The organism is Leucobacter sp. M11 (genome assembly GCF_035726885.1).
Lineage (GTDB): Bacteria > Actinomycetota > Actinomycetes > Actinomycetales > Microbacteriaceae > JAPFRB01.
In genome coordinates this window covers 365,740-380,323 of the sequence record NZ_JAPFRB010000003.1, presented here as the reverse complement: position 1 = coordinate 380,323, position 14,584 = coordinate 365,740, and the positions used below count along the sequence as shown (strand labels likewise).

Sequence of the window (14,584 nt, the reverse complement as noted above, 5' to 3'; positions counted from 1 at the left end):
GGAAAGACGCCCCCGGGGAACCCGGCGGCCCCCTGAGAAACGTCCTGCGTGGGCGCGAAGGCCTGCGTCTGTGTCTGGTCCTGCTGCGTCTGGTCCTGCTGCGTCGTCGGGAACGGCTGCTGCGTCGGGAACGGCTGCTGCTCCGGGAACACCTGCGTCTCCGGGAAGGCCTGCGTCTCCGGCTGAGCCGGGGGCGCGGGCGGAGCGGGCGGGGCCGGAGGCGCGGGGGGCTGCGGGGCCGCGTCTGCCGCTGGGGCCGCTGGGTCCGTCGCTTCTGGCACCGTCGCTTCTGGCTCTGTCGCTTCTGGCTCTGTCGCTTCTGGCACCGTCGGCGACTCGGGCGCACCGGGTGACTCGGGCTGCGCGGCGGTGGGGTCTGGCTGGTCAGATTGGTCAGGCATGATCGTGCGTAATCTCTCTGTACGGCGCTCAGTTCCGACGGTTCCGGCGCGTCGACAACGACAGCGCCGGTTTCGCCAGCGCAGGGGTTCCGAGGGCAGGAAACGGCTCGCCCCCCGGAAGACGATAACAGTTCCCGAAAAAAGGCACAGGTATTTCCCAGAAAGATGCCCCAAAACCGAAGAGTCGGAACGAATCGGAACAGTTAGAGCCAGTTCTTCCGTTTGAAGATCGTATACAGCACCCCGGCGAAGCTGAACATGGCGAGGAGGGCGAGGGGGTACCCGACGGGCCAGTCGAGTTCGGGCATCGCGATGAAGTTCATTCCGTAGATGCCGCTGATCAGCGTCGGCGCAAAAATGATCGCAGCCCAGCTCGAAATCTTCTTCATGTCCTCGCTCTGCCGGACACTCCGCTCGGTCATCTCGGCCATCTGGTCGTTTCGCTCCTGGTTCACGATGCCGAGGTGCACCGTCAGCGCGTCACGGAGCAACTGCCGGAAGCCATCAAGCCGCTCGACCACGGGGATCAGGTGGTCGATCACGTCGCGCAGGTAGCGGCGCAGTTCCGGGTCGTTCGCCCCGATCTCCTCGGCCCGGTGCCGGGCCTGAGCGACCTCGAGCAGCGGCACGGTCGCGCGCTGGAACTCGATGACCTCGCGGGAGAGGAGGTAAATGCGCTTGGCGAGGTCGCGACTGGCGGTCTCCCCGTTAAAGAGCGCGTCCTCGATCTCGCCGATGTCATTCTCCAGGCCGGACATCACCGGCTCGTAGTCGTCGACGACCCGGTCGAGGATCGCGTAGAGCGCGGCCGCTGGACCGAGCCGGAGCAGCTCGGGCTCCGCTTCCATTCGGGCGCGGACCTCGCCCAGCTCGGGGTTCTCGGCCCGCCGCACGGTGATCACAAAGTCCGCGCCGAGAAAGACGTGCAGCTCGCCGAACTCGACCAGCTCGGGCTCGTCGAGGTAGCGCGCCGGGCGGACCACCATGAACTGGTGGTCGTCGTAGCGCTCCAGCTTGGGGCGCTGGTGCCCCTGCATCACGTCCTCCGCGGCGAGCGGGTGCAGGCCGAAGATCTCGGAGAGCTCCGCGACCTCGGCGTGATCGGGGCGGAACAGCCCCACCCAGGTGAAGCCGCCGCCCGCGCGGGTCTCGGCATGCGCCTCGGCCAGGCTCGGCGTCCCGGGCAACCTTGCCCCGTCGCGGTAGACCGCCACATCAACGATGCTCATCGCTCCCCCGTTCCGGCACCCGCGGCGCTCCTGACGAGCGTACCGCCCTGCGCGCGCCCCGCCGGAAGCGGGGCGCGGCGGACACGGCTATTGCGCAGACCAGACTTGGTCGAACCGGGACCGTTCCTCGGCCCGGGCAGCGAGCGCTTCCGCCATCGTGACGGGAACAAAGCGGACCGTTGCCCCGGGCGCCAGCCGGGCCACCCGGTCCATATCCGCGCTGATCACGGTCGCGGCCATTGCGTAGCCACCACCCGAGACCGCATCGCGGTGCAGGATGATCGGCTGGGTGCCACCCGGAATCTGGATCGACCCGACGGCGTAGCCGGCGTCCACAATGTTTGAGGGATCTTGGCCGGCTCCGAAGGGCTGCTCACCCGCCTTCCAGGGAGCGCCGGGGCCGTCGAAACGAAGCCCCATCCGGTCGGCGACCGGCGTCAACGTCCACGCGGCCTCGGCCAGGTTGCGGCGGCCCTCGTCCGTCAGCTTGTGATCGTACAGCCCGAACATGATCCTGACGCTGACCTCGCGGGAGAATTCCGGCCGGAGTTCCGCCGGGATCTCTTCGAGACGGGGCAGTCGCTCCGGCAGGGCGGGGCCGACGGGGAGCTCATCCCCGGCCTGGAGCGCGCGCCCCTCGAAGCCACCCATCTTGCCGATGGGATAGGTGGATCGAGAGCCGAGAACGACCGGGACATCGATGCCTCCGGCCACGGCGATGAAGAACTTCGTCCCCGCACGAATCACGCCGAAGGACAACTCGTCTCCGGCCGCGAGCTCGAGTCTGGCACTGTGCGCGACGGGCTCCCCGTTCACGAGCACCTCAACAGGAGCGCCGGTCACCGCGAGCACGGTGTCCGTGTCCGGTCGGAGCTTCGGCCCCAGGTAGGTGCACTCCAGGACCGCCTCCTCCGGGGTGTTCCCGACGAGACGGTTCCCGAGGGTCGCGGAAAACTGGTCCATTGCCCCGCCCTGGGGGATGCCGTAGCGGTAGGCGCCAAAGCGGCCGCGGTCCTGAACGGTGGTGGCGAGTCCGGGGGTGAGAATCTCAAGCGACATCGAGGGCCTCCAGGAGGGTGCGGTTGTATGCGTCGGGGTGAGCAAGGGCCTCGGCGAGGGTGAAGGTCACCGCGGCCTGCTTGTACCGATAGGTCCCCGCTTCGACCTCGGCCTGAATGGCTCGGTACTCGGTCTCGTCCACCGGTCGGTACTTCACCAGGTCGCCGGTGCGGAAAAACACCATGAAGTCCTCGAAGTCGGCGAGCCGTTGCCCCGGGTCGAAGATCGGGGCGGGGGCGATGCCCAGCATCTGGTAGCCGCCCGCGCCGCGCACCGAATAGTGTGCGGTGAAGCACCCGCCGTAACCCACGGTGAGCGCCGGGGTATCCGTCCGGGGGCTCAGATACTTGGGCACCTCGAGCTGGCGGTCGCGATCCACCAGCTGGTAGAGGAAGGGCAGCCCGGCGACGAAGCCGACCATGGACACGAGCCAGGGCGATTCGTGGTGGCGACGGATGAACTCTTCGGCGTCGGCGAGGCCGTTCACCTCAGCCGCGTAATCGAGGTCGTTGCCCTCCGGTCGCTGATGGTACCCCTCACGGAAACGCTGAGCTGTCTCGTTCGTGTACGGGTCGTTGTACCAGACCGGCACCTCGACGATGCGCGTGCGCAGCCGCTGCTCCGTGCGGGCCCGGACGGCGTGTTCGTGTCCCCGGACGACGGCCTCCAGCTCCGCCGGGGGGAGCCGGTCCGGGTCGAAGCGGATGAGGAGCGACGCGTTCGCGGGGCAGACATCGATGATGCCTCCCCGGGCCTCCTCGTCGAGTGCGTGGGCGATGCTCGTGACGATGAAGTTCGCCTCGAGCGTCATCTCTCGGTCAATCTCGACGAAGAGGAACTCGTCGCCGCCCCAGGTGTAACGGGCGTCAGTGCCGGTCATTTGGTGCCTCCCAACAGATTCGGAACAGATTCGATGTATTTGGTGTGGTGAGCCACCCGGCGGACGTCCTCCAGCCCAATCAGGGTGCGGGCGAGGCCAGCGGTGGTTTTCACCCCGGTAATCTCCAGCTCGTCGAGCACGCGGATCGCGCGGTCGATCGCGAGCTCGCGCGTCTCCGCCCAGACCACGAGCTTGCCGAGCAGGGAGTCGTAGAACGGGGCGACGACGGAGCCCGCTGCGACACCGAAGTCGGTCCGCACCCCGGGACCGCCGGAGAGATTCAGGGCCTCAATGCGACCGGGGCTGGGCATGAAATTGTTGCCCGGGTCCTCCGCGTTGATGCGGAATTCGAAGGCGTGGCCTCGGAACTGAATGTCCGCCTGGCTGAGACTCAGCGGTTCGCCCGCCGCAATGAGCAGCTGCTGGCGCACCAGGTCGATGCCGGTGATCGCCTCGGTGATGGGGTGCTCGACCTGGAGACGAGTGTTCATTTCGATAAAGGCGACCTCTTCGCGCTGCGGGTCATAGAGGAACTCCACGGTCCCCACGCCGACGTACCCCGCTCGCCGGGCGAGCTCCACGGAGCTGGACAGCATTCGCTCGCGGATGTGCTCGGGCAGGGCGGGGGCTGGTGCCTCCTCGACGACCTTCTGCTGGCGGCGCTGCAAGGAGCAGTCCCGGTCCCCGAGGTGCACGTAGTTTGTGCCGTCGCCGAGCACCTGCACCTCCACGTGTCGGGCGAGGGTCACGAAGCGCTCGAAGTAGACCTCCGCGCTATTAAAAGCGGCCAGGGCCTCGGCCTGGGCAACCTCAACGGTCTGGGCGAGTTCTTCCGGGGTGACGACGAGGCGAATGCCTCGCCCGCCACCCCCGGCGGAGGCTTTGACCACGAGGGGGAACCCCACGGCTGCGCCAATCGCGTCGAGGTCGTCGCTCTCACGGACGGGGCCGTCGCTTCCAGCGAGGGTCGGCACCCCGGCGGCCACTGCTGCCGCGCGGGCCCGGGATTTATCCCCCATGAGTTCGATGGCGCTGGGCGATGGGCCGACCCAGGTGAGTCCGGCGTCGAGAACCTTCCGGGCGAACTCAGCGTTCTCGGAGAGGAAGCCGTAGCCGGGGTGGAGCGCGTCCGCTCCGGAGCTCTTGGCCGCGGAGAGAATCGCGTCGTGATTCAGGTAGCTGAGCTGCGCGGGGGCTGGCCCGACGAGCACGGTCTCGTCGGCGAGGGTCGCCGCGAGCGAACCGGTGTCCGCCTCGCTCACGACGGCGACCGTCTGGATGCCCATTTCCTGCGCGGTGCGGATGATGCGGACGGCGATCTCGCCGCGGTTGGCGATGAGGAGTTTCTGCATGGTGAGGCCTGCGTTCTGCTCTGTGGTGTGTGTACTGAGTGGGTTCCCGTCCTGGCTCGGAGCTCCCGAGGGTCGGTTTCCGGGTTTTTCGGGTTGGCGTTGCCGGGTGCCCGGGGCCCGGGCACCGCTCGCCTAAGGATTCGGCTACTCGATCACGGCGACCACATCGCCGGGGTTGACCATGCCGTTGTCGTCGATGCGGAACTCGGCGACGGTGCCGGCGACCTCGCTGCGCACCTCGGTGAACTGCTTCATGATCTCGATCAGTCCGATGGTCTGTCCGGCTTCGACGGCATCGCCGACCTCGACGAAGTTGTCCTTGCCCGGGCCGGGCTTCCGGTAGAAGAGGCCGGGGAGGGGGGAGACGATCTCGTGGGACATGGGGCTCTTTTCTTCGTGTGTCAGGGGGATTCGGGGCGGCTCCGGTCTGCGAAGCCGGGGCTGGAGTACTTAGGCGGAGAGGACGTCGCGGACGGCCTGTGCGACCTCCACGGAGTTCCCGGCGTCGGAGTGCACGCAGACGCTCGTGAAGGACACGTCACACTCGGGGCCCTCCACGGAGCGGACGGTTCCTGCGGCGAGCGCCTGCACCACCCGAGCGGCGGCCTCTGCGGGGACCGTCGGGGCCGGGGCGCGCTGGATCAGCAGTCCGCCCGTGGCGTCATAGTTGAGGTCGACGTAAAGCTCGGGGACGAACTCGATGCCAGCCTCAGCGGCGATCCGCTCGTGCGCGGTGCCCCCGAGCCCAAAGACCGGGACGGCGTAGTCTGCGGCGACTCTGGCCGCGGCGCGCATCAGGTCCTCATCGCGGGCGAGCATGCCGTAGAGGGAGCCGTGCGGCTTGATGTGGTTGAGGGGCAGGCCGTACTTCGTCAGGAAGCCGCTCAGGGCGCCCACCTGGTAGCGGATAATCGCTTCGACCTCGTCGGGGGTGAGTTTCATCTCGCGGCGGCCGAAACCCACCGCGTCGGGAAGCCCGGGGTGTGCGCCGACGCGGACGCCGTGTGCTGCGGCGAGGGCGACGGTCGCGTCCATGACGTCCGGGTCGCCAGAGTGGAACCCGCAGGCGACGTTTGCGACGTCGATGATGGCCATCAGGCGTTCGTCGTTGCCGAAGGTGTGACGGCCGAAGGCCTCGCCCAGATCGGAGTTGATGGTGACCTCTGAACCTCGTTGTACAGCATTCATGTCAGCCAGATTACGGACCGGGGAAGCCGCTCGGCATCGTGCAAATGAATGAACATCATGTACATTATTGTGCATCTGACCGAAGGAGTTCTCGTGCGCGTCGCTGATCTGCTGAGCGAACACCCCCTCCAACTGCGCCTGCACACGCCGTCGACCCGGGAGCGACTGGCGCGCACCGTGACGGGTTGCGCGCCCACGGAGCTGATGGACCCGACGCCCTATCTCGAGCCAGATTGCCTGTTGCTCACGAGCGGAATCGCCCTGAACGTGCACGAGTCGCGGACCTGGGATGCGTACGTGGAGCGCCTTGCGCAGGTCCCGGTGGCCGCGATCGCCTTCGCCACCGGGATGGCGCACCGGATGCTCCCTCCGGAGCTGGTGACGGCCTGCAACGCGCACGAAGTGCCCCTGCTCGAGGTGCCCTCCGTGGTGCCGCCCCTCCAGGTGGATCGGCACGTGGAGGATGTGCTCCAGGCTGAGCGGCTCCAGGTCGTCAACCGCGGCTGGCACCTCGCCGACGAGTGCGCTCGCCTCGCGAATCAGGGCGCGGAGGTCGCGACGCTCCTCGCCGCCATCTACGAATCGGTGCAGTCGCCCGTCGCCGTCTTCGACGCGTTCGGGAGCGTGATCGCGCAGTACCCCGAACTCGTGACCTGGCCGGATGGCGGCGGGCAAAAGAGCCGCACGGCTCTGAATATCCCGCTGCCGATGGGGTTGAATCGCGCCTGTCGACTCGCGGTCATGCGACTCGGCACGGGCCCGCAGCTGGAGGCGATGCTGACTCCGGTCGCCTCGATCCTCGCCCTGCAGCTCAATCGTTCGGTTGTGGTGGATGCCACCCGGCACCAGGAGATTCGCCAGCTTGTTCGAGACTGCGCCGCCTGGTCCGAAGCCACCCGCTCCGATGTGGCGCGGGCCTTCGACGCGCTTGGCCTGGACCGGCGGGAGGAGACGGCGATTCTGATCGCGGATCTGAGCGGGGAGCACCAATCTGCTTCGTGGCAGCTGCGCCTCGCGCTGCACGACCTGTTCGAGACCGTGCGGGCTACGGAGATCGAGAGCAAGCTCTACGCGTTCCTGCAGGGTCCCCGGCAGAGCTTTCCGGAGGTCACCGACCGCCTGTTCGCGATCGACCCCGGGCAGCCACTGATCCTGAAAGAGCCCGCCCCCACCATCGATGAGTTCCGAGTTTCTGTGGTCCACGCGCAGGATCTGCTCCGGCACGTCGAGCGCCCGACCCTTGCCCCGGGTCTCGGGCTGAGCGCGATCGTCTCGGCTACCGCGGGGAGGGGAGCACGCGAGGCTGCTGTGCGCTTGCTGGATCCGATCGTCGAGCACGACCGGAACAAAAACGCGGGGCTTGTGGCGACGCTGCGCGCCTATCTGCGCAACGACGCACAGCCCGGGCGCACCTGCGAAGACCTGTTCATTCACCGGAACTCCTTGAACTATCGGCTCCGCAAGATCGAAGGGCTCCTGCGAACCCCACTCGATACGGTGGAGGGGCAGGCGACCTGCCTGCTCGCCCTCCGTCTCGTGGACCTCGAGCCCTACTGATCCCGGGCCCGGTGGCGGTGAGGGAGCGGCTCTGAGCCGCCCCCTCACGGACTCGGCGCCGCTAGGGCGTGGTGATGACGCCCGTTCTGGGGCGCTCCGGAATGTCGAGCTCCTCGCGCAGGGCGGTCTTCGGGCCCCCAGCGGCCCAGAGCGCCCAGTAGATGAGGGCGGCGGACACCGCCGTCAGGATCGGCCCCCAGGTTGCGCCGATCCCGGCCCAGGCAGGGTTCATTTGCCCGAGTTGGAGCATCACGATTCCAATGACGGTGGCCACCGTCCACGCGACCAATCCCGAACGGTTCGCGGACCGATAGAAGCGGTCCCCGATCATGCCGTGCTCCGGCTTGCGGCGCCGGCTCAGCGCAATGTGCGTGAGAGCGATCGCGACCCAGGCGGTAACCAGCACCCCCTGCCAGGCCAACGCGAGGAGGATGTACTGCACGATGGGGAGCAGCATCAGCAGGAAGATAATGAGCGAGCTGAGCAACACCCAGGCGAGGTTTGGCATCTTGATCCGGAACACTCGCTCACCGAAGGCGCGCAGGTTCGCGGCGCCCAGGTAGTAGTTCGCCGTGTTTATTCGCGTCTGTGAGACAAAGACCACGAGCAGCCCGAGCAGCCCCATCATCTGTACGATGCCGCCCGCAACGCCGGTTTCCGAGACCTCCATGCCGGGAATCGTGAACGTCAGGAAAATACCAACGACGGCCGCGAAACCGTACGCCAGCAGGTAGAACACGGGCCCGAAGGTCACGATCTGGTGGAAACGGGTGTCCTTTCGCTTCCCGAGGGCGGCGAAGTCGACCGTAAACATCATCATGATCCACACGCCCATGTACCCCGCAAAGGTGGCCAGCCAGCCGGGGCCACCCAGGGCGAGGGTCACCGGAGCGTCCGGGGCGTGGGTCAGCCAGGCATCCGAGAAACCGTACTGCACCCCGGCCCAAATCACCGCCGCGATCATGCCGCCGATGTAGACCGGCATGAGCCAGCCGTTGAGCTTATCGAGGAACCGTCGTGCGCCGCCGAGGATCAGCGGGGTGGAGTACACGACCACGACGAGGTACCAGACCCACATCTCCCCGCCGAACGCGGTCTGGAAGGCGAAGGCCACGATGGAGCCCTCGAAGACGGCATAGTAGATCGCGACCAGCGCGAAGATAATGGTCGCGATGGACGAACCAGCGGTGCCGAGAATCGTGCGCGAAAATTGGGCTACCGTGGTGCGGTTCTGTAACGCGTGCTTCGACAGCACCGCGTTGATCACCCCGTAGGCGCAGATGGTGAGCGCGAGGCCGATGAGGGCATTTGCCGTGCCGTAGGCCATCGCCATCGCGGCGCCGATGTAGACGAAAAACATGGCGCTCGCGACGCCGTAGAAGGCCATCGCGAGGGAGCCGCGGCTCATCTGGTCCGCGTCGTCGCCCTGCCGGTAGAGGGCATCAGTGGCCTCCACCGTGTCATTACTGCCGGTCAAGTTGATACTGAGATTCATGGTTCCTCCTGAGGTCATCCCTGGGTACGGCACATCGGTGTGCGGCAGCAGGGTGATGAAACGGTCCCCTCGGGCACGGGGGTGCGGAGAGGGGGTGACGCGGCCGGTGATGGCTCGCGGAGCCCCTGAGCGGGTCGAATGGCTCTCGCTCAGTTTTCTCGAACGGGGCGGGGAAGGAAATCTTGCGTTTGCCCGGGAAACGCGGGATCCATCGTGCGAACGCACAGTGGCGGTTCTGTGGGAAGCGACGTGCTCGCGAGGCGGGGCGTGACGATCCACGTTGATCGCCACGCCCTCGGCGCGAACCGGACTCCGGGCGGGTCGGCTTCCTGCGGGTGGGTGCTGGAGTTACTCCTTCCAATGCGCGGACGAGCGCCGCGCCATCAGGGCGCGATACTGCGCCGTCGTCGTTTCGAAGAGCTCCCCGGTTCCCCAATCGAGGATCACCCCGTGTCGGCGGATCACATCGAGCATGTCGATCTCGCCCAGGCGGTAGCCCTCGGCGATCTCGGCGGGGTCGGCCTCAAGCCAGGCCCGGCGGCCAGACCGGATCTCGGCTCTGGCAGCGCGCGTCTCACTGGCCTCGATGCGGTAGTCGTCAAGCTCCGGGTCTACGGGAGTGATCACGACGCCGTAGTCCGCGGCTGCTCGGGCCACAGAGACGTAACCGTCAATCACATCCTCCAGCACCTCCTCGGCGGTGCGATCGAGCGGGTCACCGTACCCGCCGCCACCCGCTGAGGGCCGCACAAAGGCGTCGCCCGGCTGGATCGGGACGGAGGAGAAGTTGGACCCGAGAAAGCGCTCGTCCTCCGTGTCCCGGTTCAGCCAGACCCCGTGCGGGATCGAGGGCAGGCCCCCCTCGATGCCCCAGGTGATCGACCGCGCCCGGTCACAGCAGTAACTCATCACGGTGGACTCCGCATCGGTCAGGATGCCACCTTTTTCGATGCCGCATCCGCCGCGGAAGCGGCCGGGGCCGCCGGAATCGACCGCGATTTGGTGCACCGTGGTGAGCACGGGCGAGAGTCGCTCCTGCCCCTCAAGCGGTTGCACGGCCAGGCCGGGTCCGAACACGGGCGCGGTCGCCGAGGAGCCGTCCTTCGAGGCGCGGCCGCCCCAGCCGCCTGCCATCCAGTCGTACCACATGAAGTAGGGCTTCTCTTCGCGTCGTGCGTCGCGCCCGCCGACGAGGAGGTACTCCAGGTTGAAGGCGCAGGCCATCGCGCGCTCCGGCATGATCTGAGACCAGATCTCGAAGATGCCGTTCATGAGTTTCTCGTAGGGCCCGGAGCAGAATCCGGTGACGGCGTAGGGCCAGCCCGCGTTCACGACGGTGCCCTCCGGCCCAATGTCCGCGGTGACGGCTGCGTAGAACCCGGAGTTGAGGGGCACGTCAGGAAAGAAGGTCTTGGTGCCGGCATAGATCGCGGAGAAGGTGGTGCCGTATCCGGAGTTCAGGAAGGTCTCGACGACGGGAGCGGAGCCCGCGAGATCATAGTGAATGCCCTCCCCGTCCAGGGTGAGCCTGATCTTGATGGGCACCAGGCCCTCCCCCTTGCCCGGGTCCGCGTCGATGTAGTCGACCGTTTCCCAGGTGCCGCGCGGAAGTGTTTCCAGCCGGCGGCGCACCGTGCGCTCGACGTAGTCCTGAGTCTCCTGCAAGGCCGTCTTGACCGTTCCGGTGCCGTAGCGCTCGGCCAGGCGAAGCACCTCGCGCTCGCAGACCGCGGTGGCCTCGGACTGGGCGTGCAAATCGCCCATTGCCTGTTCGGGCGCGCGCGTGTTCGAGGTGAGAAGCTGGGCAACGTCCCGGAGAAAGACCCCGCGGGACCACACCCGGACCGGCGTGATCCGGAGCCCCTCGCCAAAGTGCTCCTTGGCGTTGACGTCGAAGGAACCGGGCACATTTCCGCCGATGTCCGCCCAGTGCCCCTTGTTCTGGGCAAAGGCGATGATTTCGCCGTCGGCGAAGATTGGCCGGATGAAGGAGACGTCGTTGAAGTGCGTGCCTCCCCGGTAGGGGTCATTGATCGCGAAGACGTCGCCGGGGTGGATGTCGTCGGGGAACTGCTCCAGCACCGCCTTGCACTGGAAGTGCAGGGTACCCACGTGCACGGCGATGTCACCGGAGCCCTGCATGACCGTGTTGCCCTGGGCATCGCAGAGCGCGGAGGAGAAGTCTCGCGAGTAGATCACGAAGGAATAGCAGGTACGGAGAATCTGTTCGCTCATCAGATCGACGCTGGTGGCGAAGGCGTTCTTCAATACCTCAAAGGTGACGGGGTCGAGCGTCGTCACCGGGTCGAGCGTCGTCGCGGGGGCGTCGACGTGGGCACGATCAAGCGTGCCCGGGGGAAGCGTGGGGGCCGTGGGGTTCACGGGGTAACCTCCTCGAGGTGGATGCGAATGTTGAGCCACTCGTCGATCTCGGCGCGGGTGTGCGGCGGAACGACCGTGGTGGAATCGAGCTGGTTGATGATGGCGGGGCCGGGGAAATTCGCCCCCGCCGGGAGGGCGTCCCGGTGGTAGACCGGGGTATCCACCCAGCCGCTCCCGCCGAAGTAGACGGGGCGGCGTTCGGCCGGTTCGCCCGGGCTCGTGGCATCGAGCGGACTCGGTCGGAAACTGGGCTTGGGAATCTTGCCGACGGCGGCGAGGTGCAGCTGGTAGATCTCCACCGGAGCGTCATCCTGGCGAAACGCGAACTCGCGCTCGTGCTGCTCGTGGAAAGTGCGCACGGCCTCCTCCAGCGCGCCCGGGCCGGATCCCATTGGCACCTGCATGGAACGCCACTGCCCGAGGTACCGCATGGACACCTGACGCTGGAGTAGCGCGTTCTCATCCGCGACGCCCTCGTGCCGGAGCCGATCGCTGGCCTCGGTCTCCAGCGCGGTAAAGCTCGACTCCAGGTCCTCGGCGTCGGCCGCGGAGGCGAGCCCCGTATACATTTGGGAGAGATCGTGCCGAATGTCGACGAGCAGACAGCCCATAGCACTCGTCACGCCCGGGCTCGGCGGCACCACAACGGTCGGGATGTTGAGCTCGCGGGCCACATCCGCGCCGTGCAACGCCCCAGCACCGCCGAAGGCGAGCAGGGCGAAATCACGGGGGTCGTACCCGCGTCGGATCGAGATCAACCGCACGGCGTCGGCCATGTTCGCGTTGGCCACCGAGACGATGGCCTGCGCCGCTTCGGCGAGCTCCATACCGAGCGGCTCGGCGATGACGCGGGTGATTGCTTCCTTGGAGAGCTCACCGTTGAGCTGTTTGACCCCGCCCGCGAGGGAGGTGCCCAGCCGACCGAGGACCACGTTCGCGTCGGTGTTCGTCGGCTGAGTGCCTCCGGTCTCGTAGCAGGCGGGGCCGGGGTCTGCGCCAGCGGACTGGGGCCCGTTGCGCAGGGAGCCCGCGATGTCGATGTGGGCGAGCGAGCCACCGCCTGCCCCAATCGTGAGCACCTCGATCGAGGGGAAAATGATGGGGTGGCCGTACTCGACCTGCCATTCTTTCGTGACACGCAGCTCGTTATCGGCCACGAGCGCGATATCGGTCGAGGTCCCGCCCATGTCCAGGCTGACCGCGTTCTCGTAGCCGCACTGCTGGGCGATATGCTTCGCAGAGATGGCGCCCGCGGCAATGCCGGACGCCGCCAGCCGCACCGGGTACTTCTCCACCATCCGAGGGGTCATCGAACCGCCGCCCGAGTGCAGAAGCAGCAGGTCCCCCGCGTAGCCGTCGTCCTTGAGCCGGCCCGCCAGACGGTTGACGTAGCCGGAGACGAGCGGGGCCAACACGGCGTTGGCCACCGCGGTATTAAAGCGGTCGTACTCGAAGATTTCGGGCAGGATCTCGGCAGAGGTGGACACCGTCGCCTCGGGAATCTCCTGCTCCAGGATCTCGCGCATCCGCGTTTCGTGGGCGGCGTTGGCGTAGGAGTTCAGAAAACACACCGCGATGGTCTTGACCCCACGGCGCTGCAACAGCCGGGCCAGGGTCCGCGCTTCCTCCTCGTCGAGCGGGGTGACGGTCCGCCCGGAGTAGTCGATACGCTCTGTCACCTCGAATCGATCGCGCCGTTTGATGTAGGGGCCGCTCACGTCGTTGTAGGCATCCCAAAGATCATCTTTGGTGCCGTCCCGGATCTCGATCACGTCGCGGAACCCCTTCGTGGTGACCAGGGCAGCCACCGGAAAGTTCCGGGTAATGAGCGCGTTCGTTGCCACGGTGGTGCCGTGCGAAAACAGGCTCACCTCACTCAGGTCGATCTCACCGCGCTCGACGCCGTTCATCACGGCAATCATGGGGTCGTGCGGCGTCGATGGCACCTTGGTGACGCGCATCTGCTTGGTGTCGTCATCAAAGATGCAGACGTCGGTGAACGTGCCACCCACGTCTACCGCTACTCGGACTCCGGTCATCGGGGGATCCTCCTGGTTCGTCATTGAAGTGTCGGATGGTGACTTACTCTCGCGGTCCCCACGGGCTTCGTCATTAGAAAAATGCACGATTTGCGACGGTCCCATTGTAAAATATACAAACGATTTCTCGGGGACCCGATTCTGGCTGACCCGATTCTGGCTGACCCGATGAAGGAGGTCTGATGAGCGCGGCTTTCCCTCGCGATTCAGGAATCGAGCAGGAGCTGCGATCCGCATTGGATCTCACGAACTCCCTGCTCGCCGCGGTCTCTCAAAACGATCCCGTTCGCGCCCTGGCGAGCAGAATCGCCGCGCTCAGCCACGGCACCTGCGTCATCTATGACACGCAGGGGCGGATCATCGCGAGCTCGGGAGAGGCGCCAACGCAGTTGATCTGGAATGAGATTGCGGCAACGAACGTGCCGAATCTCAGCTTTGAGATCGGCCGTTTCCGGGTCCGAACCCGAACGCTCGGGCTCTTCGACGGTGTGCACGTGCTCGCGGTCGCTACCCGAGAGCCGAGCGAGCTTCCCGTTCCCGCCGATCTCCTCCTGGACACCGCCGAGCGCATGCTGGATGCGGTCAGCGGCATCCAGCACGGGGCCACCCAGCGCAACCGCCGCGACAACGAGCAGCTCCTCGCCGAGTTGCAGGACGGCGTGCTCCCCTCGCGTGAACACCGGTATTGGAGCCGCCTCAACCAGTTCCATTTCTCCGGGTACACGCCACTGCGCGCCTTCGAGGCAGCATCGGAAGCCACTGAATTCGACGCGGAGGGCCACCTCCAACGGATCGCCGGGAACGCCCGAGGCAATGGGGTGCCGCTCCTCGTCACGCTCCGCCGCCCGGACCAGAATGCCCCGGCCACCGTGAACGGGCTCATTCCGAGCGGCCCCCGTTCCCAGGTCTGGCTCGAGCAGATCGCCGAGGACCTGCTCGTGGGATGCTCCGCTCCGTACGAGGCGCTCTCCGAGATCCCGGACGCGTTTCGCCAGGCGGAGA

11 protein-coding genes and 1 pseudogene are annotated in these 14,584 nt (G+C 66.8%); 2 read left to right on the top strand and 10 right to left on the bottom strand.

The window, feature by feature from the left end:
* The 7 genes from OOT08_RS10130 to pxpA form a co-directional block, all read right to left on the bottom strand.
* The coding region (locus OOT08_RS10130; protein WP_325092530.1) for a hypothetical protein at positions 1 to 281 on the bottom strand (281 nt) is incomplete at its 3' end.
* 323 nt (positions 282 to 604) lie between these two features.
* Positions 605 to 1,630 carry a magnesium and cobalt transport protein CorA gene (locus tag OOT08_RS10125; RefSeq protein ID WP_325092529.1) on the bottom strand — a complete coding sequence of 342 codons (1,026 nt, stop codon included), beginning with the start codon at positions 1,628 to 1,630 and terminating at the stop codon, positions 605 to 607.
* An 87-nt stretch (positions 1,631 to 1,717) separates the two neighbouring features.
* The gene (locus OOT08_RS10120; RefSeq protein ID WP_325092528.1) at positions 1,718 to 2,689 is read right to left on the bottom strand and encodes a biotin-dependent carboxyltransferase family protein; all 972 of its coding nucleotides are present in this window, start codon (positions 2,687 to 2,689) and stop codon (positions 1,718 to 1,720) included.
* Positions 2,679 to 3,569, bottom strand: coding sequence for a 5-oxoprolinase subunit B family protein (locus OOT08_RS10115; RefSeq protein ID WP_325092527.1), 891 nt, complete (start codon positions 3,567 to 3,569; stop codon positions 2,679 to 2,681). The genes OOT08_RS10120 and OOT08_RS10115 overlap by 11 nt, the downstream gene beginning before the upstream one ends.
* Positions 3,566 to 4,921, bottom strand: coding sequence for an acetyl-CoA carboxylase biotin carboxylase subunit (locus OOT08_RS10110; RefSeq protein WP_325092526.1), 1,356 nt, complete (start codon positions 4,919 to 4,921; stop codon positions 3,566 to 3,568). The genes OOT08_RS10115 and OOT08_RS10110 overlap by 4 nt, the downstream gene beginning before the upstream one ends.
* A gap of 144 nt (positions 4,922 to 5,065) precedes the next feature.
* The gene (locus tag OOT08_RS10105) at positions 5,066 to 5,302 is read right to left on the bottom strand and encodes an acetyl-CoA carboxylase (RefSeq protein WP_325092525.1); all 237 of its coding nucleotides are present in this window, start codon (positions 5,300 to 5,302) and stop codon (positions 5,066 to 5,068) included.
* A gap of 69 nt (positions 5,303 to 5,371) precedes the next feature.
* Positions 5,372 to 6,109, bottom strand: coding sequence for a 5-oxoprolinase subunit PxpA (gene pxpA / locus OOT08_RS10100; protein ID WP_325092524.1), 738 nt, complete (start codon positions 6,107 to 6,109; stop codon positions 5,372 to 5,374).
* Positions 6,110 to 6,166: 57 nt separating this feature from the next.
* Here pxpA and OOT08_RS10095 point away from each other — a divergent pair, with 57 nt between their 5' ends.
* A complete protein-coding gene (locus OOT08_RS10095; RefSeq protein ID WP_325092523.1) occupies positions 6,167 to 7,666 on the top strand; it encodes a PucR family transcriptional regulator in 1,500 nt (499 codons plus the stop codon).
* Positions 7,667 to 7,727: 61 nt separating this feature from the next.
* Here the strand turns inward: OOT08_RS10095 and OOT08_RS10090 are convergent, their stop codons facing one another.
* The 3 genes from OOT08_RS10090 to OOT08_RS10080 all read right to left on the bottom strand — a co-directional run bounded on the left by OOT08_RS10090 (position 7,728) and on the right by OOT08_RS10080 (position 13,582).
* On the bottom strand, positions 7,728 to 9,161 hold the full coding sequence (locus OOT08_RS10090; RefSeq protein WP_325092522.1) for a purine-cytosine permease family protein: 1,434 nt from the start codon (positions 9,159 to 9,161) through the stop codon (positions 7,728 to 7,730).
* A 348-nt stretch (positions 9,162 to 9,509) separates the two neighbouring features.
* Entirely contained in the window at positions 9,510 to 11,462 is a 1,953-nt protein-coding gene (locus OOT08_RS10085) for a hydantoinase B/oxoprolinase family protein (RefSeq protein WP_325092908.1), read from the bottom strand.
* Positions 11,463 to 11,539: 77 nt separating this feature from the next.
* Positions 11,540 to 13,582 carry a hydantoinase/oxoprolinase family protein gene (locus OOT08_RS10080; protein ID WP_325092521.1) on the bottom strand — a complete coding sequence of 681 codons (2,043 nt, stop codon included), beginning with the start codon at positions 13,580 to 13,582 and terminating at the stop codon, positions 11,540 to 11,542.
* A gap of 182 nt (positions 13,583 to 13,764) precedes the next feature.
* On the opposite strand from OOT08_RS10080, the pseudogene OOT08_RS10075 reads away from it, so the two are divergent.
* Positions 13,765 to 14,584, top strand: a pseudogene (locus OOT08_RS10075) (PucR family transcriptional regulator); the annotation flags it as partial.